This is a genomic window from Ectothiorhodospira sp. 9100, from assembly GCF_022227565.1.
Taxonomy (GTDB): domain Bacteria; phylum Pseudomonadota; class Gammaproteobacteria; order Ectothiorhodospirales; family Ectothiorhodospiraceae; genus Ectothiorhodospira; species Ectothiorhodospira marina.
In genome coordinates this window covers 12,936-37,531 of record NZ_JAJNAN010000028.1, presented here as the reverse complement: position 1 = coordinate 37,531, position 24,596 = coordinate 12,936, and the positions used below count along the sequence as shown (strand labels likewise).

General features: G+C 62.4%; 21 protein-coding genes and 1 other RNA gene. 17 read left to right on the top strand and 5 right to left on the bottom strand.

Annotated elements, in window-relative coordinates; genetic code table 11:
* On the bottom strand, positions 1 to 1,017 hold a 1,017-nt coding region (locus tag LPW29_RS09990), incomplete at its 3' end, for an IS701 family transposase (protein ID WP_238627877.1).
* Positions 1,018 to 2,182: 1,165 nt separating this feature from the next.
* Between LPW29_RS09990 and LPW29_RS09985 the strand changes: the two genes are divergently transcribed.
* Genes LPW29_RS09985 through LPW29_RS09975 form a run of 3 tightly spaced genes read left to right on the top strand, consistent with a single transcriptional unit; the run spans position 2,183 to position 4,431 of the window.
* Positions 2,183 to 3,751, top strand: a complete 1,569-nt coding sequence (locus tag LPW29_RS09985) for an ATP-binding protein (protein WP_238627876.1) — start codon at positions 2,183 to 2,185, stop codon at positions 3,749 to 3,751.
* Complete coding sequence (locus LPW29_RS09980; RefSeq protein WP_238627875.1) at positions 3,752 to 3,994, top strand: hypothetical protein; 243 nt, start codon at positions 3,752 to 3,754, stop codon at positions 3,992 to 3,994.
* Entirely contained in the window at positions 3,991 to 4,431 is a 441-nt protein-coding gene (locus LPW29_RS09975) for a LacI family transcriptional regulator (protein ID WP_238627874.1), read from the top strand. The genes LPW29_RS09980 and LPW29_RS09975 overlap by 4 nt, the downstream gene beginning before the upstream one ends.
* Positions 4,432 to 4,433: 2 nt before the next feature.
* On the opposite strand, the gene LPW29_RS09970 is transcribed toward LPW29_RS09975, so the two are convergent.
* From LPW29_RS09970 to ssrA, 3 genes are all read right to left on the bottom strand, one after another.
* Positions 4,434 to 5,453 carry a nucleotidyl transferase AbiEii/AbiGii toxin family protein gene (locus LPW29_RS09970; RefSeq protein ID WP_238627873.1) on the bottom strand — a complete coding sequence of 340 codons (1,020 nt, stop codon included), beginning with the start codon at positions 5,451 to 5,453 and terminating at the stop codon, positions 4,434 to 4,436.
* Entirely contained in the window at positions 5,446 to 6,042 is a 597-nt protein-coding gene (locus LPW29_RS09965; protein ID WP_238627872.1) for a DUF6088 family protein, read from the bottom strand. Before LPW29_RS09965 ends, LPW29_RS09970 begins: the two co-directional genes overlap by 8 nt.
* Positions 6,043 to 6,406: 364 nt before the next feature.
* Positions 6,407 to 6,760: a transfer-messenger RNA gene (gene ssrA / locus LPW29_RS09960) on the bottom strand.
* Between the two features lie 277 nt (positions 6,761 to 7,037).
* Between ssrA and purL the strand changes: the two genes are divergently transcribed.
* The 3 genes from purL to LPW29_RS09945 are packed head-to-tail and all read left to right on the top strand — an operon-like array spanning position 7,038 to position 12,360.
* Positions 7,038 to 10,934 (top strand): phosphoribosylformylglycinamidine synthase, encoded by a 3,897-nt coding sequence (purL, locus tag LPW29_RS09955; protein WP_238627871.1) that lies wholly within the window; start codon positions 7,038 to 7,040, stop codon positions 10,932 to 10,934.
* A gap of 12 nt (positions 10,935 to 10,946) precedes the next feature.
* Entirely contained in the window at positions 10,947 to 11,603 is a 657-nt protein-coding gene (locus LPW29_RS09950; protein ID WP_238627870.1) for a TIGR04282 family arsenosugar biosynthesis glycosyltransferase, read from the top strand.
* A 28-nt stretch (positions 11,604 to 11,631) separates the two neighbouring features.
* Positions 11,632 to 12,360: a glycosyltransferase gene (locus LPW29_RS09945; RefSeq protein WP_238627869.1), complete on the top strand. Its 729-nt coding sequence runs from the start codon at positions 11,632 to 11,634 to the stop codon at positions 12,358 to 12,360.
* Between the two features lie 4 nt (positions 12,361 to 12,364).
* Here LPW29_RS09945 and LPW29_RS09940 read toward each other — a convergent pair whose 3' ends face one another.
* The gene (locus LPW29_RS09940) at positions 12,365 to 13,189 is read right to left on the bottom strand and encodes an NAD(+)--dinitrogen-reductase ADP-D-ribosyltransferase (protein ID WP_238627868.1); all 825 of its coding nucleotides are present in this window, start codon (positions 13,187 to 13,189) and stop codon (positions 12,365 to 12,367) included.
* Positions 13,190 to 13,363: 174 nt separating this feature from the next.
* On the opposite strand from LPW29_RS09940, the gene nifH reads away from it, so the two are divergent.
* The 11 genes from nifH (at position 13,364) to nifS (ending at position 24,492) form a co-directional block, all read left to right on the top strand.
* Positions 13,364 to 14,248, top strand: coding sequence for a nitrogenase iron protein (gene nifH, locus LPW29_RS09935; protein ID WP_090250046.1), 885 nt, complete (start codon positions 13,364 to 13,366; stop codon positions 14,246 to 14,248).
* Between the two features lie 119 nt (positions 14,249 to 14,367).
* A complete protein-coding gene (nifD, locus tag LPW29_RS09930; RefSeq protein WP_090250049.1) occupies positions 14,368 to 15,819 on the top strand; it encodes a nitrogenase molybdenum-iron protein alpha chain in 1,452 nt (483 codons plus the stop codon).
* Positions 15,820 to 15,924: 105 nt separating this feature from the next.
* Positions 15,925 to 17,496: a nitrogenase molybdenum-iron protein subunit beta gene (gene nifK / locus LPW29_RS09925; RefSeq protein WP_090250051.1), complete on the top strand. Its 1,572-nt coding sequence runs from the start codon at positions 15,925 to 15,927 to the stop codon at positions 17,494 to 17,496.
* 172 nt (positions 17,497 to 17,668) lie between these two features.
* Complete coding sequence (nifT, locus tag LPW29_RS09920; RefSeq protein ID WP_090250054.1) at positions 17,669 to 17,878, top strand: putative nitrogen fixation protein NifT; 210 nt, start codon at positions 17,669 to 17,671, stop codon at positions 17,876 to 17,878.
* Between the two features lie 37 nt (positions 17,879 to 17,915).
* On the top strand, positions 17,916 to 18,626 hold the full coding sequence (gene nifX / locus LPW29_RS09915; RefSeq protein ID WP_238627867.1) for a nitrogen fixation protein NifX: 711 nt from the start codon (positions 17,916 to 17,918) through the stop codon (positions 18,624 to 18,626).
* 303 nt (positions 18,627 to 18,929) lie between these two features.
* Entirely contained in the window at positions 18,930 to 20,348 is a 1,419-nt protein-coding gene (nifE, locus tag LPW29_RS09910) for a nitrogenase iron-molybdenum cofactor biosynthesis protein NifE (RefSeq protein WP_238627866.1), read from the top strand.
* 1 nt (position 20,349) lies between these two features.
* Positions 20,350 to 21,768, top strand: coding sequence for a nitrogenase iron-molybdenum cofactor biosynthesis protein NifN (gene nifN, locus LPW29_RS09905; protein WP_238627865.1), 1,419 nt, complete (start codon positions 20,350 to 20,352; stop codon positions 21,766 to 21,768).
* Positions 21,722 to 22,225, top strand: a complete 504-nt coding sequence (locus LPW29_RS09900; RefSeq protein ID WP_238627864.1) for a NifB/NifX family molybdenum-iron cluster-binding protein — start codon at positions 21,722 to 21,724, stop codon at positions 22,223 to 22,225. The genes nifN and LPW29_RS09900 overlap by 47 nt, the downstream gene beginning before the upstream one ends.
* 53 nt (positions 22,226 to 22,278) lie before the next feature.
* Positions 22,279 to 22,578, top strand: a complete 300-nt coding sequence (fdxB, locus tag LPW29_RS09895; protein ID WP_090250066.1) for a ferredoxin III, nif-specific — start codon at positions 22,279 to 22,281, stop codon at positions 22,576 to 22,578.
* A 27-nt stretch (positions 22,579 to 22,605) separates the two neighbouring features.
* Positions 22,606 to 23,280 carry a Fe-S cluster assembly protein NifU gene (gene nifU, locus LPW29_RS09890; protein WP_090250069.1) on the top strand — a complete coding sequence of 225 codons (675 nt, stop codon included), beginning with the start codon at positions 22,606 to 22,608 and terminating at the stop codon, positions 23,278 to 23,280.
* A 3-nt stretch (positions 23,281 to 23,283) separates the two neighbouring features.
* Complete coding sequence (gene nifS / locus LPW29_RS09885; protein WP_238627863.1) at positions 23,284 to 24,492, top strand: cysteine desulfurase NifS; 1,209 nt, start codon at positions 23,284 to 23,286, stop codon at positions 24,490 to 24,492.
* Positions 24,493 to 24,596 lie beyond the last annotated feature (104 nt).

Sequence of the window (24,596 nt, the reverse complement as noted above, 5' to 3'; positions counted from 1 at the left end):
GATTTTCCACCTGGCGCCATAGTATTCAATGACTTGCGTGACGGAGAGGCCCAGATCGGTGGTCACCAGGGCGACCCATTGAGTTCGGCGGAAGACCCAGACGACGCGCACCTGGGCGCGCAGGGATTTGAGCATGACCACCCGGTCATGAGCGAGGATCTCACGGGAGCGCCCGTAGAGATTCACCTTGTAGGTCGTGGCCTTGAGTTTGGCATCCAGGGCGAGTTCCTTTGTGTTGCCCAGGCGCTGGCCATACTTGCGGGGCCGCCCAGCCTTGCCCGGTTGAGCCTTGGGCAGGTCGTACATGACCGCGTTGACGCGCAGGCGCGAGAGCAGGTGGGCCCGGTGGCCCAGGGCGGTTCTCAGGGGCCGCATCAAGCCTTGGTTGCCGAACCAGCTATCCGCCACCACCAGCACCGGGGCGTCGGTGAACACCTGGCTGATGCGCTCGATCATGTCCACCGCCTGGCAGAACTTGGATTGGTAGCGCAGATGCTTGCCATACAGGGAGAGATCCTCGAGCACCGTGGTCTTGGCCCGCAGGAAATAGGCAAACGCCAAAGGCAGACAAGCCCAGCGGCCCTGCACGGACTTGAGCAGTCCCACGGTGACGATGGTCTGGGCCCAGGGATAGGCGCTTTGGTTGGCCTTGGCGGCATGGTCGAAGGTGTCCTGACAGGCAAAGACCTTGCGACCGGTCTTGGGGTTAATGGAGTCATCCAGGGCCAGGATCAGGCGGCCATCGGTGAGGGGATCCTGAATGCTCTGCCAGAGGATCCGCCAGAGTCGATCCCAGGGCAGTTTGGTGGAGGCCATGAACGTGTAATACCGCGACTGTGCGATATCCACCCCGAATAAGGTGCCGATGCTGCGCAGGAGGTTGGAGGTGCGCGAGGCGGTGAGCGGCATCAGGATGGCCTGAAGGGTCAGGACAAACCAATGGGCGCGTTCACGGCCGTGAGCGTTGCCAGGGAAGGCTTTCTGGAATTGTTGGGTGAGTGAGGGTAGGATAGTCATCGAATGCGGTTTTGGTTGGCATATCAAAGGTTTAGGCGCTTTTGATTATACCATTGGCCAAGGCCGCATTCACCTTTTAAGCCACTGTTTTTGCTGCTTTTATCGGCTTTTTTGATCTCTCGTTCACTCCCTTTCTCCAGGGCCTATATTAGCAATCGGTAATATGCTTTCGGTATCGCTAGACAGTCTTTGCTTATAACCGATTACCTGGCTTGGTCTCGTCACAGGCGACCTTCTATCCGTTATTCCGAATATGCTGAAATGGTGGAATTAGGAAACTCCAGTTTCTTCGGGTTCGCTGCCGCCCAGGCAGCTCAGAAATCAATGTGAACACTGTGGGTCTTTGGGCGCTGGTTCGCTGCCGCCCAGGCAGCTCAGAAAGACCGCAAGCAGTGGCGTGAGGTCCTGCTTTCGTTCGCTGCCGCCCAGGCAGCTCAGAAAACCACGGTTTCGCGCACGATGGTTGTGCTGCCGTTCGCTGCCGCCCAGGCAGCTCAGAAATCGACCAAGTGGCGCACCTTGGGCTTGCCTTCGTTCACCCGCAGGCGCGGGGATGACCCGCACACCAGGGCGGCGGTCAGTTCGGCACCATCGATCTGCACTGCTATCACAGCTATACTCCTTATCAGTCGATCCGGTTACATCGGGCCGTTGTGGGCATACCATGAATCGTTGCGGACGTAGGGCCTGGGGACGGATCGGCACCACTCGCCGGAGCTTGCAGTTCCGGCATGGCCGCCAGCACGATCTTCTCGCGCTCGACCTTTTTCTCCAGCGTCGCACCTGCTCGGCCAGGGTGCGCAGGAAGAACACGAGCCACGGCTGCCAGTTCGGGGACTCCGTGCGGATCGTGCCCTGCGTCTGCCGCAGCGCCATGTAGTAGGCTTCATTTGCGGACTTTGGGCCTATTTCGGAGAGCGAGGTCAGAGGTTGGGGTTTCAATATTGGTGGCGGATGGTTGACCGCAGGAATGGGGCCTCGGTCAGCCAATTCGGAGCGGTGCGAACGGGTGCGAATCCCTGCGTAATCACCGCGACAGCGGTGCCCGTGATTCGTTTCATTATAAAGATATCTTTAATGTGATCTTCGCTTATTAAGGCATTCTTTAATAATGAGGTTTGAAACGCTCATACTGAGTCATTTCCAGTGTCCCTGAGGGCCAGGCATGGCTGACCAACAGCGCCTCAGACTCCCCATCGGCATTCAGACCTTCTCCGAGATCCGCGAGGGGGGCTACTACTACGTGGACAAGACGCCAATCATCGAGCGCCTGGTCCACCAGAACAAGTATTACTTCCTCTCCCGCCCCCGCCGCTTCGGCAAGAGCCTGTTGCTCGACACCCTGCGCTGCCTGTTCGAGGGTCGCCAAAAGCTCTTCGAGGGGCTCTACATCCACGACCGATGGGACTGGCAGCAAACCCACCCGGTGATTCGCCTCAGCTTCGGCAGCGGCGTGATGCGCAATCGCGAGGAGCTGGACACGCGCATTCGCCACCAGCTACGCAAGGAGCGTGGGCGCTTCACCCAGGCCACCTCCCCCGAGACGGATATTCCCGGGGAGTTCTCCGACCTGCTGGAGCTCACCCACCGGGAAACGGGGCAGCCGGTCGTGCTGCTGATTGACGAGTACGACAAGCCGATTCTGGACAACATTCTGGAACCGGAGCGTGCCCGAGAGCTGCGCGAGGGGCTGAAGAACCTCTACAGCGTGATCAAGGACGCCGACCCACACCTGCATCTGGTGTTGATCACCGGCGTGTCCAAGTTCAGCAAGGTCAGCCTGTTTTCGGGGCTGAACAACCTCAACGACATCACCCTGGATGCGCCCTACAGCACGATCTGCGGCTATACCGATGACGACATCGACACGGTATTCGCCCCGGAGTTGCCCGGCATGGACCGCGACGCGATCCGCGCTTGGTACAACGGCTACCGCTGGGGCAGCGCCGAGGTCACATCGGTCTACAACCCCTTCGATGTGCTGCTGCTGCTCCAAAAGCGCGAGTTCGGCCCCTACTGGTTCGAGAGCGCCACGCCCACCTTCCTCATTGATCTGCTCAGGAAGCGTGGCATCTTCACCCCTCAGTTGGACCGGCTCCAGGCCAGGGCCCAGCTGCTCGGGCGTTTCGATGTGGATGACATCACCACCGAAGGACTGCTGTTCCAGACCGGCTATATCACCATCAAGGAGATGCACGAGCCCATGCTGGGCTACCGGCTCTACACGCTGGGTTTCCCCAACCTGGAGGTGGAGAGCAGCCTCAACGATCTGCTGCTGCCGGTGCTGGGCATTGGCCACAGCGAGGCCCAGACCCACCAGCTGAGGCTGATGGACACGCTGCAGCGACACGACCTGGCAGGCCTGGAGGCTCACCTCAAGGCGCTCTACGCCGGCCTGCCCCACGACTGGTATCGCAACAACCCCATCGCCCAGTATGAGGGCCACTATGCCAGCGTGTTCTACAGTCACTTCGCCGCCCTGGGACTCCAGGTCACGGTGGAAGATTCAAGCCACCACGGCAAGGTGGACATGGCGGTGGACTTCAGCGGCCACATCTATCTGTTCGAGTTCAAGGTGGTGGAGCAGCTCCCCGAGGGCAGGGCGCTGCAGCAGATCAAGGCCAGGGGCTATGCCGACAAGCATCGGGCCAGCGGCAAGCCGATCCATCTGATCGGGGTGGAGTTCTCCAGTGAGCAGCGGCAGATCGTGGCGTTTGAGGTGGAAACGATCTGATTGCAGGCCTGGTGGGAACGGGCCCATCATGTTGCGAAGTCGGCGGCTCGACGTTCTGGTTTTAGATACCTCGGCAAACCACGGTTCCCGGCGGAGCAGAGCCGGATCGTCCGGCTGCTAGTCGAGAAAGTGATCGTGTCGCCCAACGACCTCGAGGTGCGGCTGCGCGCCAACGGCATCGAGCGTCTGGTGCTGGAGTTGCGCCCCGAGCCCGTCGAACAGCAAGAGGAGGTGCTGGCATGAGCGACATCCGCATCCTGAAGACCGGCGAGCCGGACATTCTGCAGACCAGCGACGGCCAGCTGACCCTGTCCGTGCCGATCCAGATCAAGCGGCGCAGCGGACGCAAGCTGGTCACGCTGCCGAACGGCGAAACTGCCCCCGTGAGGCCGTGGGACGTAACCCCGACGCCGCTCCAGTTAGCGCTGGCCAGAGGGCATCGGTGGCTGGCCATGCTGGAGTCGGGAGAAGCGAAGTCACTGAAGGAGATCGCCGCGCGGGAGGGGATCGACAACAGCTACGTGAGCCGGATGGTCAACCTGACCACCCTGGCGCCGGACATCGTGGTCGCAATCCTGGACGATACGCTGCCGAATCATGTCACCCTGTTCGATCTGGCGGTTGATCCGCCGGCCCTGTGGGAGGAGCAGCGCGCGCGGATTGGGCTTGGAAGTGCCTGACCTCACGCCAGCCGATTGACCTTGTCCTGTATGGCGGCGCAGGTTTCCAGAATCGCATCGAACTCCGGCTGATCTGACAGCAGCAGGCCGTCCTCGCTCATCGCCGCAAAATCCTGTGCCAACGCTGTGCGCGACGGGCCTTCGGGTACCAACGTGAGCGAGCCGCTCACGGCCTCGACGTAGTCGATCTTGCCGCCGTTGGCATCCTTCTCGGCGAAGAACATCGACTTGTGCTCGGCCACCTGATGCGCCAGTTGCCGATCGGCGGCCGCCTTGTCGAAATGCTCGCTTCGCGCCAGCGCCGCCAGGTCGTACCAATGACGTGAATACCGCTCACCGCGCAACCGCTCCTGGCGGCAGTAAACGTGTGCGGCCGTGGCTTTCTCCCAGAACGTGCGCTCGGCGGCCATCACCAAAGGGCGTGCTGTCGGGAAGGTCACGCCTTCGATCCAAGGCGCGATGTCGCAGGCGACTTCATGAAAGTGGTGCGGCTCCCCGGTGGCGCGCGCTCCGAACTCCAGTTGGACCGTCGCGGAGACATAGCCCGTGCCGGTCTTGACGGCGGGATAGGCGATGATCAGCTTGTCGCGCTCCTGGCCGGCGAGACTCAAGTCCGCCTGCAAGCCGTTCGCGGCCAAGGCGTCATCGATGACGGGGCGTACCGTCTGCTCGATCCAGTCGGGAAGCCTTGCGCGCACTGCGCGGGTGATCTTTTTCTCCTGGCTCGCAGACGCTGGAATCGGATTGCCTTCGCGCAGCAGATCCGGCACCAGGGCGCGGATGTCGTAGGTCAGATCGATGTCTTCCGAGAACCGTTCGATGACCTTGTAAACCTTGGAAAGCGACGTACCACCCTTGAAGGTCAGCGTGTCGGCGATGGAGGAGGCGTAGATCGCCGCGAGCGTCCACACCACCCAGATGTCTTTTTCCAGCAGATGTGCCGGGCGGTCGCTTTGGGCGGCCGCGTATTCCAGGGCCTCGACCCGATCGGCCTGGCTGAGCGCGAACCAGGACTCAGCCATGTGCATTCACCTCGCTGACGGCGCGGGCCATCCAGCCGGGCAGGGCCGCGCGAGTTGCCTGCAGGGCGGCCCATTCTTCCGCGGGCAGTTGGGCATGGAGGATGTGCAGGGCGGAGGGCGCCTGCTCGGGCCCCAGCCAGGACAGGGCGCGAATGGCCTTGCCGGCCGCGCGCTTGCCGAGCGCGAGCTGCCAGCGGCTGCCGTGCTTGAGCTCGACGATGCGGTTGCCCAGGCGCAGCTTGCGCGTGGGTCCCGAGGTCAGAAAGATCTCCCGGGTCGGCACTTGCGTGGTCAGCCCCAGCGCATTGGCTTCCGCCGCGCCATTGGGTACGACGACTTCACCGTGGGTGGACGCGATGGCTTCGACGACGGCCTCGGTCGAGGGCGGGCGGGAACCGAAGCGGCTGGTTACCGGCAGGGCGTAGGCCCCCCGTCCCACGCGCAGCAACTTCCCCTCGCGGGCCAGTCGGGCCAGCGCCTGATCCACCGCCGCCCTAGACGCCAGATGCAGAAATTCCTTGGGCGAGACCAAGCCTCCCTCCGGGAGGGCCTGGGCGGCGGACAGAATGGCTTCGCTGAGGTGGCTCATGGGGCGTCTCTGTTTGTCAGAACTATATAGACGTTTCTGACATTCTTCAAACCGCGTCGGCACCAGCGTGAACGGTGTGGTTTCCTTTGGTCGGGCGATGCTGCAATCCAACCGCTTGATTCGTCCGCGCGTAACGCATTGATTTGTAATGGCCGTGTTCGTGGCCTTTGCGGACTTCGGGCGTGTCCGGGGGAGCGAGGCCGGAGAGAAAAATGGCCAGGAGAGAGAGGAAGGTGGCCCTGGACGGGGCCAGGGGCCGGACGCCGAAGTCCGCGGTCTTCCGCACGAACCCCCGCGAACACGCGGGAGTCGGCGCGATCGGGCAAGAAAAAAGGCCAACAGCGAACTGTTGACCTTTTGGTATTGGTGGAGGCGGCGGGAATCGAACCCGCGTCCGCAAGCCCTACGCCATTGGTACTACATGCTTAGTTCGTCTTTTCAGTTAACGCCGCGGCCTCCGACGAACAGGATGCGTTGGCGCGAGCCCGCTTGGTTTTAACGGTTAAGACCCGGGCAGGTCCGCTCCGCGAGCTTGTGTGCGATGACCTCTGAGTAGAACCCACAAGCAGGTCCCGTCAGAGGCTGACCGGTTTTTAAGCGGCCAGAGCGTAGTTGTCGTCGTTGGCAACTATAGCGTTACAGCATGATTTACGAGGTAAGCTGTATCCTCGGCATGCACCTCAGGTTTCACGACCCACGTCGAAGCCAGGTCGCCCCCGGTGTTGTAACAATAGACATGGTACCCGGGGGGGAGTTCCCTGTCACTAGCGCGTCCGGAAGAAAAAAGGGGTGGCTGCTCTTTCCTGATCGTGTTCTGAAGGGGATTCGCGGCCAGGGCCGCTCCCACGGAGGTATGCAAGTGGCATGGGGTGGGGGCTTTTCCGGGAGCAACTCCCATGGGGAACTGCTGTGGTTCCAGTAGGGGCAATCGGGGGCTTTCAAGGCGCTTTTCAAGTATCATGGACGGCTTTTCCAGCCTGAGTTCGGGGTCTTCAATGCTGTGTCTTCCGGGTAGTCCCTCCCTGTCCAGTTTCCGTCGTCAACGCCTGCTGGAGGATCTGCGTCGTCAGGTGCCGGGGATCCGCGGGGTGTGGGCCCGGTTCGAGCATTTTGTGCAGACCGAGCGAGAACTCTCGGCGGATGAGCACCAAGTGCTGGAGCAACTGCTTTGCTACGGTGAGGCAATGGATGATGGGCAGGAGGACGGGAGTCAGCTGGTGCTCGTGGTGCCTCGCCTGGGCACCATCTCGCCCTGGTCCAGCAAGGCCACCGACATCGCCCGCAATTGTGGGCTGGATGGCGTGGTGCGGCGCATCGAGCGGGGCACGGCTTACTGGCTGGAGTCGGATGCCTCGCTGAGTCTGGCGGAACTGCGCCGGGTGATGCCGTTGCTGCACGATCGCATGACCGAGACCGTGCTCACCGACCGGGATGAAGCCGAGGGCCTGTTCTCCACGGCCTCTCCGGCGCCCTTGCGCGTGGTGGAACGCGGTGCTGATCCCAAAGGGGCCCTGCAGCGTGTGAACTCGGAACTGGGCCTGGCGCTCACCGAGGACGAAATCGACTACCTGGTGGAGGCCTACGAGGCCCTGGGCCGCGATCCCACGGACGTGGAACTGATGATGTTCGCCCAGGCCAACTCCGAACATTGCCGGCACAAGATCTTCAATGCCGACTGGGTGATCGACGGGCGTCCTCAGGACAAATCCCTGTTCGCCATGATCCGCAACACCCACGCACAATCACCTGATGGGGTGCTTTCGGCCTATCGGGACAACGCCTCGGTGATGGAGGGCCACCGGGCCCATCGGTTGATCCCTGATGCCCGCACCGGGGAATACCAGCCTGTGGAGATGGATCTGCCAATCATCATGAAGGTGGAAACCCACAACCATCCCACCGCCATCTCGCCCTTCCCGGGGGCCGCCACCGGCTCCGGCGGCGAGATTCGTGACGAGGGCGCCACCGGGCGGGGTTCCAAGCCCAAGGCGGGGCTGTGCGGGTTCTCCGTGTCCAATCTGCGTATTCCCGGCCTGGAACAGGCCTGGGAGGAAGATTTTGGCAAGCCCGAGCGGATCGAGTCGGCCCTGAACATCATGCTGGAAGGCCCCATCGGCGCGGCAGCCTTCAATAATGAGTTCGGGCGACCGGCGCTGGCGGGTTACTTCCGCACCCTGGAGGCCGAGGTGCCCGGGCCTGCGGGCCCTGAGCTCAAGGGATATCACAAGCCCATCATGATTGCCGGCGGGGTAGGGAGCATGCGCGCCGAGCATATCGAGAAGCAGGCCCTGCCCGAGGGCACCCCCGTGGTGGTGCTGGGTGGGCCCGCCATGTTGATCGGTCTGGGCGGCGGCGCGGCCTCATCCATGGCCAGCGGCGAGAGTGCCCAGGAACTGGATTTCGCCTCCGTACAGCGAGGCAACCCGGAGATCCAGCGGCGTTGCCAGGAGGTGATCGATCGCTGCACGGACAGGGGCGAGGCCAATCCGGTGCTCTCGATTCACGACGTGGGGGCCGGTGGACTGTCCAACGCCATCCCCGAGATCCTCAACGATGCCGGCCGCGGAGGCAGCATCGAATTGCGCACCGTGCCCTCCGACGAAGAGGGGCTGTCGCCCATGGAGATCTGGTGCAACGAGGCCCAGGAGCGCTATGTCCTGGCCATCGAGGCCGATCGCCTGGATGAATTCGTGGCCCTGTGCGAACGGGAACGGGCGCCGTTTGCGGTGGTGGGTACGGCCACTGCCGAACAACGCCTGCTGGTGGGTGATGCCCTGTTGAATGCGACACCCGTGGACATGCCCATGGAGGTGCTGCTGGGTAAACCCCCCAAGATGTTGCGCGATGTGCACCATCAGACCTTCCATAAACCCGAAGTGGATACCGGGGTGGTGGATCTGGCCGAGGCCGTGGAGCGGGTGCTGCAACTGCCTGCGGTGGCCTCCAAGTCTTTCCTGATCACCATTGGTGATCGCACGGTGACCGGTCTGGTGGCCCGCGATCAGATGGTGGGCCCCTGGCAGGTGCCGGTAGCCGACGTGGCGGTGACGGCCAGTGATTACGACGGCTACACCGGCGAGGCCATGGCCATGGGTGAGCGCACCCCGATCGCCCTGGTCAACCCGGTGGCCTCGGGCCGCATGGCCATCGGCGAGGCGATCACCAACATGGCGGCAGCTGCCGTGGATGATCTGTCGCAAATCTGCCTCTCCGCCAACTGGATGGCCGCCACCGGGCATCCGGGTGAGGATGCGGCCCTGTTCGATACCGTGCGTGCCGTGGGTGAGGAGTTGTGCCCGCGTCTGGGGATCGCCATCCCGGTGGGCAAGGACTCCCTCTCCATGCGCACGGTCTGGGAGCAGGATGGCGAACAGCGCCTTATGACTTCGCCCTTGTCGCTGATCATCTCGGCGTTCGCGCCGGTCTCGGATATCCGACTGACGCTCACCCCGACGCTGCGCACCGATCAGGGGGATACCGATCTGATCCTGGTGGATCTGGCCAAGGGTCGGCAGCGTCTGGCCGGATCGGCCCTGGCACAGGTCACCAACCAGGTGGGTCATCACGCACCGGACCTGGATGATCCGGACACCCTCAAGCGTTTCTTCGCCGCCATCCGGGATCTGCGGCGCGAGGGGCATCTGCTGGCCTATCACGACCGTTCCGACGGTGGGTTGCTGACCACCCTGTGCGAAATGGCCTTTGCCGGGCGCACGGGTATGACCGTGCACCTGGATGATCTGGGTGATGATGCCCTGGCAGCCCTGTTCTGTGAGGAACTGGGGGCGGTCATCCAGGTGCGTCATGACGACACGGAAGAGGTGTTGTCCATGCTGCACGGCGCGGGCCTGGCGCACCACAGCCATGTGATTGGCACCTTGAATGACACCGGTCAGATCGAGTTCCGACGCGGTCAACAGGTGGTCTTTGCCGATAGCAGGGCCCGCCTGCAGCAGTGCTGGGCTCGTACCAGCCACCACATGCAGGCCCTGCGGGACGATCCGGACTGTGCCCGAGAAGAGTTCGAGGCCCTGGTGCCGGATGACGACCCGGGCCTCAATGCCCGACTGACATTCAATCCGGCGGATGACCCGGCGATGCCCTTCATCCAGACGGGTGTGCGGCCCCGGGTGGCCATCCTGCGTGAGCAGGGCGTCAATGGTCAGCTGGAGATGGCGGCGGCCTTCCATAGGGCGGGTTTTTGTGCTGTGGATGTGCACATGACCGATCTCATGGAGGGGCGAGTGGATCTGGCCAGCTTCCAGGGGCTTGCCGCCTGCGGCGGGTTCTCTTACGGGGATGTGCTCGGTGCCGGTGGGGGCTGGGCCCGTTCCATCCTGTTCAATGCCCGCCTGCGCGAGGCTTTTCAGGCGTTCTTCGAGCGCCCGGACACCTTCTCACTGGGTGTGTGCAATGGCTGCCAGATGCTCTCGCAGCTCAAGGACCTCATCCCTGGTGCAGCGCACTGGCCCCGTTTTGTGCGCAACCGCTCCGAGCAGTTCGAGGCGCGTCTGTCCCTGGTGGAGGTGGCGGACAGCCCGTCCATCCTGCTGCAGGGGATGGCCGGCTCGCGTCTGCCGGTGGCTGTCTCCCACGGTGAAGGCCGTGTTGCCCTGGGCAACACGGATGTGGATACCGTGTCGGGTGCCGGGCTGGTGTCGCTGCGTTATGTGGACCACTTCGGCCGGGTGACGGAGCGTTATCCTTTCAATCCCAATGGCTCTCCCGAGGGCATCACGGGGCTGACCAGCAGGGATGGTCGTGTCACCATCATGATGCCGCACCCGGAGCGGGTGTTCCGTACTGTGCAGCATGCCTGGGCCCCGGCCGAGTGGGGTGAGGATGGTCCCTGGCTGCGCATGTTCCGCAATGCCCGGCGGTGGGTCGGATGAGGAGGCGCTGTCATGTCTGCAATGGCTGAGGAAATACCCGTTCTGGTCTTCACCCGCGCGCCGGTGCCGGGGCGTACCAAGACCCAACTGATCCCGGCCGTGGGCGCTGAGGATGCCTGCCGCATTCACAAGGCCATGGTGCGTCATGCCATGATGGTGGCCTGCGCTGCCGATTGTGGCTCGGTGATCATCCACGGCGCCCCGGATTCCAGCCACCCCTTCCTGCGCAAGCTGGCTGTGGATTATGGCTGTGCGCTTACCTCACAGGAGGGCATTGACCGGGGCGATCGAATGCAGGAGGCCCTTGGGCGGGCTCTGGAGTGCTTCGGCGGAGCCATTGTCATCGGTACCGACTGTCCGGAGATGACGGTGCAGGACATCCGCGAGGCGGCGGATAGCCTGCGCTCAGGGCATGAGGCGGTGGTGGGGCCGGCCCACGATGGGGGGTATGTGCTGATTGGCATGCGGCGGATGGAACCGCAAGTATTCCAGGGCATCCAATGGGGAACGGATCAGGTGCTGGCGCAGACCCGCTCGCGGTTCGAGTCCCTGGGGTGGTCCTGGCATGAACTGGAGTCGCGGCAGGATCTGGATACGCCGGAGGACTGGGAGATTCTGAGGGAAACCTATCCCTGGCTGAGCCCCGCTGCGCTGGCCCTGAACGAGTAAACTTGTCCGGAGGAGTGTCCCTTCCCCAATGACAGCACACCCCCAAGTCTCCATCATCATCCCCGCCTGGAATGAGGGCGGCTGGATTGGTCGGACCCTGGAGGCTGTGAACGCCGCTCGGGCGCGGCTGCCGGAGCCCTCGGAGGTGATCGTGGTGGACAACGCTTCCACGGACGATACCGCCGCCATCGCCGAGGCTGCCGGTGCCCGGGTGGTCTTCGAGCCGGAGCAGCGCATTGCCCGCGCCCGCAATGCCGGGGCCGCCGCGGCCCGTGGTGAGTGGCTGATCTTTGTGGACGCCGATACCTGGCCCGATGGCTCGTTGCTCCAGGCCACGCTGACGGCGCTGGGGAGCGGTCAGATCTGCGGGGGCGGAGCGCGTATCCGTTTTGACCGTCTCTCCCTGTCAGCTTACCGTCTGGGCATGATTGCCTGGAATGCGCTGTCCTCCCGACTGGGGCTGGCGGCCGGGTGCTATCTCTTTTGCACTCGCGATGCCTTCGAGCGGGTCGGGGGCTTCACCGAGAAGGTCTATGCTGGAGAGGAGGTGTTCCTTTCCCGGCGTCTGGCCCGGGACGGTCGGCATCGGGGGCAGGTGTTTCACATCCTGGACGAGCCCCCGGTACTCACCTCGGGGCGCAAGACCGAATGGTTCGGTCCATGGCAGCATCTGCTCATGACCCTGGTGGTGTTGCTGGTGCCGTTTGCCCTGCGTTCAAGGCGGTTGAGCTGGTTCTGGTATCGCCGCCCGAAGTGATCACCTACAGGGTGCTCAAGCTGACCTCGTACACCCCACCGACCACCAGATGCTCTCCTTCCCCCCGCAGCAGTCCGGGCAATAGTTCCTGGAAACAGCACACCTTGGCCACTGGCACCTCCACGGTGAGAATGTAATCTCCGAACTCATCGGCCCGCTCCCGGTGGCTGGAGAAAGCATTCACGTTGTTGAACAGCACGACTGCCCGCTTGCCCTGGCGCCAAAGGACTTCATGATCTGCCAGACCGTTCACCCCTCGGTACAGGGTGAGATGGGTCTGTCCCGGGTATTGCCGCCCCAGCTCGTACTGGCAAAAGCCGAATAGCAGGTCCAGTTGCGATTCCAGGGCGTTGGTGTTGTAAAGCCCACCAGTCCGCTCGTGCATGAAACGGGCATAGTCTTCCCCCTCGTTGTCCTTCAGCGGCTGCCGGTGAAACCGGGTCATCAGACCGAAGCGTGATTCCACCCAGCCCTTGAGCACCGCTGCCTCGCGTCCGTCCGGGTTGAACCACCAGCCCCGCACCAGGCGCAGGTAATCCGCCTTGCCACGCCCTTCGTCCCCCTCCAGCCCACAGGCCGACAGGTCATCCAGGCAAAAATGACCGCGCATGTAGGCCTTGAAGTCCTCGGCTCTGAGTTCCGGCGTGTCGAGGCTGTCCAGGTGTTGCCACAGGTCCCGATGCAGATCAGCTACGCCATCGAGCATCAGCGGTGCCGGATGCCGTTGATACGTGAGGCTGCCCAGGATCACGGCCGGCAGGTTGCAGCGGTTGATGGGCAGGCGGGCGCGGGTGGGCAGGGTAGGGGAGGGAGACGTGTCGTTATCCATACAGAGTGAGGGTCTTTGTCGTGTATCCCACGCGTATTGTGGGTCCGGTGTTTTAATTTAAAAATAAATTAAAACAATGGGTTAAGGTGTTTTTTTGTTGCTGGCACGTGGCTTGCAATCCCTCCTGATGAAGACACACACAGTCCACAGCTCAGGCAGAGGAGATAGAAAGCCATGCCCACACGTCAATGTGCAATCTACGGTAAAGGCGGTATCGGCAAGTCCACCACCACGCAGAATCTGGTCGCCGCCCTGGCCGAGTCCGGTAAGAAGGTCATGATCGTCGGCTGCGACCCCAAGGCCGACTCCACGCGTCTGATCCTGCACGCCAAGGCGCAGAATACCATCATGCAGATGGCTGCTGATGCTGGCAGCGTTGAAGATCTGGAATTGGAAGATGTTCTTAAAAGCGGGTTCGGCGACGTCAAGTGCGTCGAGTCCGGCGGCCCTGAGCCGGGCGTCGGCTGCGCTGGCCGCGGTGTGATCACGGCCATCAACTTCCTGGAAGAGGAGGGCGCCTACGAGGACGACCTGGACTTCGTGTTCTACGACGTACTGGGTGACGTGGTCTGCGGTGGCTTCGCCATGCCCATCCGCGAGAACAAGGCCCAGGAGATCTATATCGTCGTCTCTGGCGAGATGATGGCCATGTTCGCCGCCAACAATATCGCCAAGGGCATCGTGAAGTACGCCAGTTCCGGCAGCGTGCGTCTGGCAGGCCTGATCTGCAACAGCCGTAATACGGACCGGGAAGATGAACTGATCATGGCGCTGGCGGAGAAGCTGGGTACCACCATGATTCACTTCGTGCCCCGCGACAACGATGTGCAGCGTGCCGAGATCCGTCGCATGACCTGCGTGGAATACAACCCCAAGTCCAAGCAGTCGGACGAGTATCGTGCGCTGGCCCAGAAGGTGGTTGATAACAAGCACTTCGTTGTGCCCACCCCGTGCAGTATGGATGAGCTGGAAGACCTGCTCATGGAGTTCGGCATCATGGATGTGGAGGACGAGAGCATCGTCGGCAAGTCGGTCGAGGCAGACCAGGCCACGGCCTGAGTCCCCAAGCAGCGGTCGGGCTGGCCTCACGGGGCGGCCCGGCGGTAATCCCCGTCCCACCCCATTCCACCTGACGCATGTCCACGGATGAGTGGCGGCGAACAGAGGAGTCCATCGAAATGTGCGCTATGAAACGTGAAGAGGCTGAAGCCCTCATCCAGGAAGTGCTTGAGGTTTATCCGGAGAAGGCCAGGAAGGATCGGGCCAAGCATCTGACGGTCAATGATCCCAATGTGGAACAGGCCAAGAAGTGCCTCGTGTCCAACCGCAAGTCCGTGCCCGGCGTCATGACCATCCGTGGTTGTGCCTATGCCGGTTCCAAGGGTGTGGTTTGGGGCCCGATCAAGGACATGATCCATATCTCCCACGGGCCCGTGGGCTGCGGTCAGTATTCCCGTGCCGGTCGCCGCAACTACTACACCGGCCACACCGGTGTGAACACCTTCGGCACCATGAACTTCACCTCCGACTTCCAGGAAAAGGACATCGTCTTCGGTGGCGACAAGAAGCTGGAGAAGATGATTGACGAGATGGAGACCCTGTTCCCTCTGAGTAAGGGGGTCAGCATCCAGTCCGAGTGCCCCGTCGGGCTCATCGGGGACGACATCGAATCGGTGGCCAAGAAGAAGACCAAAGAGACCGACAAGCCGGTGGTGGCCCTGCGCTGCGAAGGGTTCCGGGGTGTGTCCCAGTCCCTGGGTCACCATATCGCCAACGATGCCATCCGGGATTCGGTTCTGCCGCGCCGGGACGATGATCACAGCTTTGAGTCCACTCCCTACGATGTGGCTCTCACCGGCGACTACAACATCGGCGGCGACGCCTGGGCCTCGCGCATCCTGCTCGAGGAGATGGGCTTGCGGGTGATTGCCCAGTGGTCCGGGGACGGCACGCTGTCGGAACTGGAACTGGCACCCAAGGCCAAGGTGAACCTGCTCCACTGCTACCGTTCCATGAACTACCTGGCACGGCACATGGAGGAGAAATACGGACTGCCCTGGATGGAATACAACTTCTTCGGCCCCACCAAGATCGCCGAGAGCCTGCGCAAGATCGCCTCGCTGTTCGACGACAAGATCAAGGAAGGCGCTGAGCGTGTCATCGAGAAATATCAGAGCGAGATGGACGCGGTCATTGCCAAGTATCGTCCGCGCCTGGAAGGCCGCAAGGTCATGCTCTACGTGGGTGGCCTGCGTCCCCGCCACGTGATCGGGGCCTACGAGGACCTGGGCATGGAAATCGTCGGTGCTGGCTACGAGTTTGCCCACAACGATGACTACGACCGCACCATCAAGGAGATGGGGGACGCCACGCTGCTGTACGACGACGTGACCGGCTATGAGCTGGAAGAATTCGTCAAGCGGGTACGTCCGGACCTGGTGGGCTCGGGGATCAAGGAAAAGTACATCTTCCAGAAGATGGGCATCCCCTTCCGCCAGATGCACTCCTGGGATTACTCAGGCCCGTATCACGGCTATGACGGCTTTGCCATCTTTGCGCGGGATATGGACATGACCCTGAACAACCCCTGCTGGGACAAGCTGCAGGCCCCGTGGAAAAAGGCCGCCTGAGCAGAACCTGCCCGTGGCGCCGCCGCAAACGGCGCCACGGTGACCACCCGATGATGTTCCCCAGACCGTAGTCCACAGATTGGTGGCGCGGCAGGAGAGAAGACCATGAGCCAGAACCCCGAAAACATCAAGCCCTGTTACCCCTTGTTCCAGGAGGATGACTATCAGCAAGTGCTGGCCCGCAAGCGGGAAACCAGCGAAGAGGCCCACAGCCCCGAGAAGATCCGCGAGGTCTTCGAGTGGACCACCACCGAGGAATACAAGGAGCTGAACTTCCAGCGTGAGGCCCTCACCGTCGACCCGGCCAAGGCCTGTCAGCCCTTGGGCGCGGTGCTCTGCTCCCTGGGTTTCGAGAAGACCTTGCCCTATGTGCATGGCTCCCAGGGTTGCGTGGCCTACTTCCGTACCTATTTCAACCGGCATTTTCGCGAGCCCATCGCCTGTGTATCCGATTCCATGACCGAGGACGCCGCGGTGTTCGGTGGCCAGAAGAACATCATGGATGGTCTGCAAAACGCCAAGGCCCTGTACAAGCCGGACATGATCTCCGTGTCCACCACCTGTATGGCTGAGGTGATCGGCGACGATCTGAATGCCTTCATCGGCAATGCCCGCAAGGAAGGATTCATCGAGGAAGACTTCCCCACGCCCTACGCCCACACGCCTTCTTTTGTGGGCAGCCATACCACGGGCTGGGACAACATGTTCGAGGGCACCATCCGTTACTTCACCCTCAACCACATGGAAGACAAGGAGCCGGGCAAGAACGGCAAGATCAACCTGGTGCCGGGGTTCGAGACCTACCTGGGCAACTACCGGGTGATGAAGCGCATGATGAATGAGATGGGCGTGGACTACAGCCTGCTGTGCGATCCGGAGGAGGTGCTGGACACCCCGGCTGATGGCGAATACCGCATGTACGCCGGTGGCACCACGCAGGACGAGCTCAAGGATGCGCCCAACGCCCACGACACCCTGTTGCTGCAGCCCTGGCAGTTGGACAAGACCCGCAAGTTCGTCAAGAACACCTGGCAGCACGAGGCCCCGAAGATCAACATCCCCATGGGGCTGACGGGCACGGATGAGTTCCTGATGAAGGTGTCGGAGATCACTGGCAAGCCCATCGCCGCCTCCCTGGAAAAGGAGCGGGGTCGCTTGGTGGACATGATGACCGACTCTCATACCTGGCTGCATGGCAAGAAGTACGCCCTCTACGGGGATGCGGACTTCGTGATGGGCATGACCCGGTTCCTGCTGGAACTGGGCGCCGAGCCGCGTCACATCCTGTGCAACCACGCCAACAAGCGCTGGAAGAAGGCCATGGATCAGATGCTCTCCGAAAGCCCTTACGGCGCGAACTCCGAAGTGTATTTCAACAAGGACTTGTGGCACCTGCGCTCTCTGGTATTCACCGACAAACCGGACTTCCTGATCGGGAATTCCTACGGCAAGTTCATCGAGCGTGACACGGTGGCCAAGGGCAAGGAGTTCAAGGTGCCGTTGGTGCGGATCGGTTTCCCCATCTTTGATCGTCACCACCTGCATCGCATGACCACCCTGGGCTATGAGGGCGGCATGTACATCCTCACCACCCTGGTGAATGCCGTGCTGGAGCAGCTGGATGATGAGACCCAGGAGATGGGTGTGACGGACTACAACTACGACCTGGTGCGGTAAGGGTTGCTGGCTCCTCGCCCCTCACCCCAACCCCTCTCCCCATGGGGGAGAGGGGCTCGCTTCTCCTCGGGGGAGGTGAGTTCCCCCTTCTCCCCTGGGGGGAGAAGGGCCGGGGATGAGGGGAAACGGAGGGCAGGAAGCCTTCCCAAATATTTCCAAGCGAGAACACACCATGCCAAGCGTCATGATCAACAAGACGGAGTCGGGGATGTCCTTCTACGTCCCCAAAAAGGACCTGGAAGAGACCATCGTCTCCATGGAGCACGAAGGGCCGGGGCGCTGGGGTGGCGAGATCACTCTGGCCGATGGCTCCCGTTATTTCCTGGAGCCCATGGACGAGGCCCCGCGGTTGCCCATCACCCTGCGGGCCAAGCGTCTCTGACTCAATCTAGCGAATCAAACCCCGATGAGGTACCCCCATGTCCACCGATATCCTCGACCGTGAATGCGCCCTGCGCATTGCCCTGGCCAAGAAGGTCCTGCCCGGGATTGAACTACCCCGGTTGCTCGAGATCATCATCGAGCGCATTGGTGCACCCATCACGGTGGAAGCGCTGGCCGCGATGACAGTCAAGGATCTCAGGATGGGTCTCAAACGCACCCGCCACCCCGATATCGAACAGGATGAATGCAACAGCCAAAGCCTGGAGATGGCAGTTCGCTATTTGTCTGGAGAACGTGAGGTGGAGCCGGATTTGCCCGCTGTGGATGCCCTTGGTGAAGATGAGATGCCGGGTTCCATCCGTATCGCCCTGGCTTCCAATACCGGTGATCAGTTGGATGGTCACTTTGGGTCCTGCGCCCGTTTTCTGATCTACCAGGTGTCCCACGAGGCGGCACGGCTGGTGGAGATCCGTTTCACCGAGGAGGCCGACAAGGCCGAGGACCGCAATGCGGCTCGGGCCCAGCTATTGGCGGATTGCCAGTTGCTGTATGTGGAGAGCATCGGTGGCCCGGCGGCGGCCAAGGTGATTCGTGTTGGCGTGCATCCCATCAAGTTGCCGAATGGTCCCGTGGCCTCTGAGGTCATCGCGCGTCTGCAAGCGGTACTGGAGGGTACGCCGCCGCCCTGGCTGGCGAAGGTGATGGGGCGGGAGCCGGGGACAGTGGCGCGTTTTGGCGAGGGCTGAAAAGCGCCGAATGGTGCCGGGGTTTCCCCCTCACCCCAACCCCTCTCCCCGAGGGGGGAGGGGCTCTTTGGTTAGGGGGGCCAATCTCCCTTCTCCCCGGAGGGGAGAAGGGCCGGGGATGAGGGGCGCGGTGGGCACTGCGCCATGGTTTCCTTTCCCTTCCTTTCCTTTGTTGTCTGACCTCCCTATTGTCGCCTTTACTACACGGCAATAAATCAGCAAACAACCAATAAACAATAACTTAATAAATGGCCCGCCTCTTGCAATACTCCCTGCAAAGCCGATTCAGCAGCGGAGCAGACAATGAAGGCACAGGACATCAAGGCATTGCTGGACGAGCCGGCATGCGACCATAACACCAAGGAAAAATCCGGCTGTGCCCGCCCCAAGCCCGGGGCCGCAGCCGGGGGGTGCGCCTTCGACGGGGCCCAGATCGCGTTGCTGCCGGTGGCGGATGTGGCTCATATCGTTCATGGCCCCATCGCCTGCGCCGGCAACTCCTGGGACAACCGCGGCACCCGCTCCTCCGGGCCGGACCTGTTTCGCCTGGGCCTGACCACCGACCTGACCGAGCAGGATGTCATCATGGGGCGCTCCGAGAAGCGCCTGCTGCATTCCATCCGCCAGGCCGTGGAGTCCTTCAACCCGCCCGCTATCTTCGTCTACAACACCTGCGTACCCGCTCTGATCGGTGACGATGTGGAGGCGGTCTGCAAAGTGGCCCAGGAGCGTTGGGGCGTGCCGGTGGTGTTTGTGGACGCCGCCGGCTTTTACGGCTCGAAGAACCTGGGCAATCGCATCGCCGGCGAGTCCATGGTCAAGCAGGTGGTGGGTACTCGTGAACCGGACCCACCACCCGAGGCTGCTCAGCGCCCCAGCATCACGGTACACGACATCAACCTGATCGGCGAATACAACATTGCCGGCGAGTTCTGGCATGTGCTGCCACTGCTGGACGAGTTGGGCCTGAGAGTGCTGTGTACCCTGTCCGGGGATGCCCGCTATCACCAGGTGCAGACCATGCACCGGGCCGAGGCCAACATGATGGTGTGCTCCAAGGCCATGATCAACGTGGCCCGAAAGCTCCAGGAGGCCTACGGCACACCCTGGTTCGAAGGCAGTTTCTACGGCATCAACGACATGTCTCATGCCCTGCGTGCATTCGCCCGCCTGCTGGACGATGCGGATCTCACGCAACGTACGGAAGACCTGATCCACCGTGAGGAGGCGCGTATTCGCGCCGAACTGGCCCCGTGGCGGGAGCGGCTGGCGGGCAAGCGTGTGCTGCTCTACACCGGGGGCGTCAAGTCCTGGTCCGTGGTCTCGGCCCTGCAGGACCTGGGCATGGAGGTGGTGGCCACGGGCACCCGCAAATCCACCGAGGAGGACAAGGCCCGCATCCGCGAACTCATGGGGGAGGATGCCCGCATGATCGAGGATGGCAACCCCAAGGCCCTGCTGGGGATCTTCGAGGAATGCCGGGCGGATGTGCTGATTGCCGGGGGGCGCAACATGTACACCGCCCTCAAGGCACGTATCCCATTCCTGGACATCAACCAGGAGCGCGAATCCGCCTATGCCGGTTATCAGGGGATGCTGGAACTGGCCCGTCAACTGGCCCTCACGCTGGAAAGCCCCATTTGGCCCTGGGTGCGCGAGCCCGCGCCCTGGGACAACGCCGGTGTGCCCTTTGAAACCCATTCCCACACGGAGGCCTGCTGACATGGCCCGTATCATTCGTCGCAACAAGGCCTTGTCCGTCAGTCCGGTGAAGGCCAGTCAGCCTCTGGGGGGCGCGCTGGCCATGCTGGGCATGGAGCGGGCCATCCCCATGCTGCATGGTGCCCAGGGTTGCACGGCCTTTGCCAAGGTCTTTCTGGTCAGGCACTTCCGTGAACCCATTCCGCTGCAGACCACCGCCATGGATCAGGTCAGCGCCGTCATGGGCGCCGATGAGAGCCTGATCGAGGGGCTGGCCACGGTCTGTAGCAAGTCCCGGCCTGATCTCATCGGCGTGCTCACCACGGGCCTGTCGGAAACAGAGGGTGCCGATGTGGAGCGCGTGGTACGGGATTTTCGCCTGCAGCACCCGGAATTTGCCGATGTGGCCGTGGTTCCGGTGTCGACGCCCGACTTTGCCGGCTCAGCCGAGACGGGGTTTGCCCTGGCAGTCACGGCCCTGATCGATCATCTGGTGCCCGAGTCACGTCAGGTGGGTGGAGCACCGGAGCAGGTGAATATCCTGGCCGGCTCTGCACTGACGCCGGGCGATGTGGAAGCCCTCAAGGACATGGTGGAGGCCTTCGGTCTGGAACCCTTGATGGTGCCGGATCTGTCCGGCTCCCTGGATGGGCATCTATCGGAGGCCCGGTTATCCCCACTGACCACCGGCGGTACGCCGCTGAGTCATCTGCAGCGCCTGGGGTCTTCTGTGGTCACCCTGGTGATCGGGGCCTCCATGACCAGCCCGGCGGAACATCTTCAGGCCCGCACCGGCGTGCCCAATGTGCATTTCGATAGCCTCATGGGGATGGAATCCATGGATGAACTCATGCTCACCCTGTCCCGGTTAAGCGGAAATCCGGTGCCTTTGCGCTTACAGCGGGAACGGGCGCGCCTCCAGGACGCCATGCTGGATGCCCATTTCACGCTGGGTTTCTCCCGCGTAGCCATCGCCGGCGATCCGGACCTGCTGCATGGCTTTTCCAGCCTGGTGCGCGAGATCGGTGGCGAAGTGGTGGCGGCGGTGGCCCCCAGCCGCGCGCCGGTGCTGGAAAGAGTGGCGGCGGAAGCCGTGAAGATTGGCGACCTGCAGGATCTGGAAGATCTTGCCCGCGAGGGGCGTGCCCAGTATCTGATTGCCAACACCCATGGGGTGGAACCCGCCCGACGTCTGGGTATTCCGCTGCTGCGGGCAGGTTTTCCCCAGTATGACTGGCTGGGGGGCTTTCAGCGCACCTGGATCGGTTACGCCGGTGCCCGCCAGGCCTTGTTCGACCTGGCCAATCTGCAGGTCTTGAGCCCGTCCCATGGCGTGGCCCCTTACCGCTCCATCTACGCTGAACCCGAAGCACAATCCTGGGAGGAACCTCCACATGGCACTACAGCGTCGTCTGCAGGTGATCACGCCACGTGGCACTGAGTTGGCTGTCGTGGAGGCGGGGGATGCCCTGATTCGCGTGGCCTTTGCCACCACCGACATGGCCCGGGTGGACCAGCATTTTGGTTCGGCCCGGGGGATGGCCATTTACCGTCTCACCCAGGAGAGCGCCGAACTGGTGGAGGCTGCTCAGTTCGGTGACCAGGCTCAGGATGGCGGTGAAGACAAGTTGGTGCCCAAGTTCGAGTGCCTGCAGGGTTGCCATGCGGTGTATTGCGCCGCTGCCGGATCATCGGCAGTGAAACAACTGCTGGCCCTGGGTATTCAGCCGGTGCGGGTGGCCCACGGCACGCGCATTCCGGACCTGCTGCGCGAATTGCAGACCTGTCTGCGGGAGCACACGCCGCCCCCGTGGATGGCCAAGGCCGTGCAGCGTCGTCAGGACGACGCCCGTCGTTTTGATGCCATGGCCAGCGAACCCTGGGAGGAGGAAGGTTGATTCCTCCCAAAGACGAACATGACATAAGACTGATTGAGAAGAGGCATACAACCATGACTCCCATTACCGGCGTCACCCGTGGCGGCACCCAGTGGACACCCGCCTTCATCATGGAGCTCAAGGAGGAGAACTGCATCGGCTGCGGTCGGTGTTTCAAGGTCTGTACCCGCAACTGCTTTGAATTGGTGGAGCGGGAGATGGATGACGACGAGGACGATGATGATGGATTTTCCGACGATACCTCCATGGTCATGCGGCTTGCCGATGCCATGGACTGTATCGGGTGTCAGGCCTGTTCTCAGGTCTGCCCCAAGAAATGTCACACCCATGCCCCCGCCGCGCTGGCGGTCTGACGGCACACACCCTGGAGGGTCAAGATCATGTGGGACTATTCCGAGAAGGTCAAAGAGCACTTCTTCAACCCCCGCAATGTCGGTGTGGTGCGTGACGCCAATGCCACCGGCGAGGTGGGTTCCATCAGTTGCGGCGATGCTTTGCGGCTCACGCTCAAGGTGGATCCGGAGAGCGGTGTGATTCAGGAGGCCGGTTTTCAGACTTTCGGCTGCGGTTCCGCGGTCGCCTCCAGTTCGGTGCTCACCGAGATGATTATCGGTCTCACCCTGGATGAGGCTGAGCGCATCAATAATGACGACATCGCCAATGCCCTGGGTGGCCTGCCACCGGAGAAAATGCATTGCTCCGTCATGGGGCATGAGGCCCTGCAGGCCGCCATCGCCAACTACCGGGGCGAGGTCTGGAAGGACGATCACGAGGAAGGTGCCTTGATTTGCAAGTGCTTTGCCATCGATGCCGTGAAGATCGAGCAGACCATTCGTGACCACGGCCTGCGCACCGTCCAGGACGTGACCGGATACACCAAGGCGGGGGGCGGTTGCTCCACCTGTCACGAGGGGATCGAGGAACTGCTCACCCGGGTGCTGAGCGAGAAGGGCGAGGCCTTCGACCCGGAAAACCATGCCACGGAGGCATCGGCTTCCGCCAAGTCCGCAGGGTTGCCGCCGATGAATATCCGTGCCATGGCCATGGGGGAATAGCGCATGAAGCCCATCTACATGGACAACAATGCCACCACCTGTGTGGACCCCCGGGTGGTGGAGACGATGCTGCCGTTTCTCACCGAGCAGTTTGGCAACCCCTCATCGATGCACAGTTTTGGCGACCAGGTGGGGCATTCCCTCAAGCGGGCACGCGAACAGGTGCAGGCCCTGCTCGGTGCCGAACACGCCTCCGAGGTCATCTTTACCTCCTGCGGCACCGAGTCGGACTCCACGGCCATCCTGTCCGCGGTACGGGCCCAGCCCCAGCGTCGGGAGATCATTACCACCGAGGTGGAGCACCCGGCGGTGCTCAATGTCTGCGAGCAGCTGGAAAAGGAGGGCTACACCATCCACCGCCTGGGCGTGGATGGTCAGGGTCGCCTTGATCTGGCCCATTACCGAGAGGTCTTGTCCGACCAGGTGGCCGTGGCTTCCATCATGTGGGCCAACAATGAGACGGGCACCCTGTTCCCGGTGGAGAGCATGGCCGAAATGGCCCGTGCCAAGGGGGTGATGTTCCACACGGATGCGGTTCAGGCCGTGGGTAAGCTGCCCATTGATCTCAAGTACACCTGCATCGACATGCTCTCCCTGTCGGGCCACAAGCTGCATGCGCCCAAGGGCGTGGGCGTCTTGTACGTTCGACGCGGTCTGCGGTTTCGGCCCTTGTTGCGCGGTGGGCACCAGGAGCGGGGCCGGCGTGCCGGCACGGAGAACGTGCCTGGCATCATTGCCCTGGGTCGGGCCGCTGAACTGGCACTGACTCACATGGATGATGAGCGCCGCCGGGTGCGGGTCTTGCGGGATCGACTGGAAACGGGGCTGCTGGAGCAGATCCCCCACGCCTTCGTCACCGGGGATGTGGACAATCGCCTGCCCAATACCCTGAATATCGCCTTCGAGTACATCGAGGGTGAGTCCATCCTGCTCATGCTCAAACAGCAGGGTATCGCGGCATCCAGTGGATCGGCCTGTACCTCCGGCTCCCTGGAGCCCTCCCATGTGATGCGGGCCATGGGGATTCCCTACACCGCTGCTCACGGGTCGGTGCGGTTCTCCTTGTCCCGGTTCAATACGGAGGAAGAGGTGGATCGGGTGATTCAGGTGATGCCGGACATCGTGGCCCGTTTGCGCAAGCTGTCACCGTATTGGGGTGAGGATGGCCCGGTGGAGAATCCTGAGCAAGCGTTTGCGCCAGCCTATGCGTGATGGTTTTCCCCTCACCCCAACCCCTCTCCCCAAAGGGGAGAGGGGCTCACGGGCGTGAAGCGTTCACTCCTGTCTCACTGTCTGCCGTGTCCCCGGTGGGAGAA

Excerpts from the sequence above, each read along its gene's own strand:
- nifU (WP_090250069.1), top strand. The coding sequence starts at position 22,606 with ATGTGGGACTATTCCGAGAAGGTCAAAGAGCACTTCTTCAACCCCCGC.
- LPW29_RS09945 (WP_238627869.1), top strand. The coding sequence starts at position 11,632 with ATGACAGCACACCCCCAAGTCTCCATCATCATCCCCGCCTGGAATGAG.
- nifX (WP_238627867.1), top strand. The coding sequence starts at position 17,916 with ATGTCCACCGATATCCTCGACCGTGAATGCGCCCTGCGCATTGCCCTG.
- nifN (WP_238627865.1), top strand. The coding sequence starts at position 20,350 with ATGGCCCGTATCATTCGTCGCAACAAGGCCTTGTCCGTCAGTCCGGTG.
- nifS (WP_238627863.1), top strand. The coding sequence starts at position 23,284 with ATGAAGCCCATCTACATGGACAACAATGCCACCACCTGTGTGGACCCC.
- purL (WP_238627871.1), top strand. The coding sequence starts at position 7,038 with ATGCTGTGTCTTCCGGGTAGTCCCTCCCTGTCCAGTTTCCGTCGTCAA.
- LPW29_RS09965 (WP_238627872.1), bottom strand. The coding sequence starts at position 6,042 with ATGAGCCACCTCAGCGAAGCCATTCTGTCCGCCGCCCAGGCCCTCCCG.
- LPW29_RS09985 (WP_238627876.1), top strand. The coding sequence starts at position 2,183 with ATGGCTGACCAACAGCGCCTCAGACTCCCCATCGGCATTCAGACCTTC.
- nifK (WP_090250051.1), top strand. The coding sequence starts at position 15,925 with ATGAGCCAGAACCCCGAAAACATCAAGCCCTGTTACCCCTTGTTCCAG.
- LPW29_RS09950 (WP_238627870.1), top strand. The coding sequence starts at position 10,947 with ATGTCTGCAATGGCTGAGGAAATACCCGTTCTGGTCTTCACCCGCGCG.
- nifH (WP_090250046.1), top strand. The coding sequence starts at position 13,364 with ATGCCCACACGTCAATGTGCAATCTACGGTAAAGGCGGTATCGGCAAG.
- fdxB (WP_090250066.1), top strand. The coding sequence starts at position 22,279 with ATGACTCCCATTACCGGCGTCACCCGTGGCGGCACCCAGTGGACACCC.
- LPW29_RS09970 (WP_238627873.1), bottom strand. The coding sequence starts at position 5,453 with ATGGCTGAGTCCTGGTTCGCGCTCAGCCAGGCCGATCGGGTCGAGGCC.
- LPW29_RS09975 (WP_238627874.1), top strand. The coding sequence starts at position 3,991 with ATGAGCGACATCCGCATCCTGAAGACCGGCGAGCCGGACATTCTGCAG.
- nifE (WP_238627866.1), top strand. The coding sequence starts at position 18,930 with ATGAAGGCACAGGACATCAAGGCATTGCTGGACGAGCCGGCATGCGAC.
- LPW29_RS09900 (WP_238627864.1), top strand. The coding sequence starts at position 21,722 with ATGGCACTACAGCGTCGTCTGCAGGTGATCACGCCACGTGGCACTGAG.
- nifD (WP_090250049.1), top strand. The coding sequence starts at position 14,368 with ATGTGCGCTATGAAACGTGAAGAGGCTGAAGCCCTCATCCAGGAAGTG.
- LPW29_RS09940 (WP_238627868.1), bottom strand. The coding sequence starts at position 13,189 with ATGGATAACGACACGTCTCCCTCCCCTACCCTGCCCACCCGCGCCCGC.
- nifT (WP_090250054.1), top strand. The coding sequence starts at position 17,669 with ATGCCAAGCGTCATGATCAACAAGACGGAGTCGGGGATGTCCTTCTAC.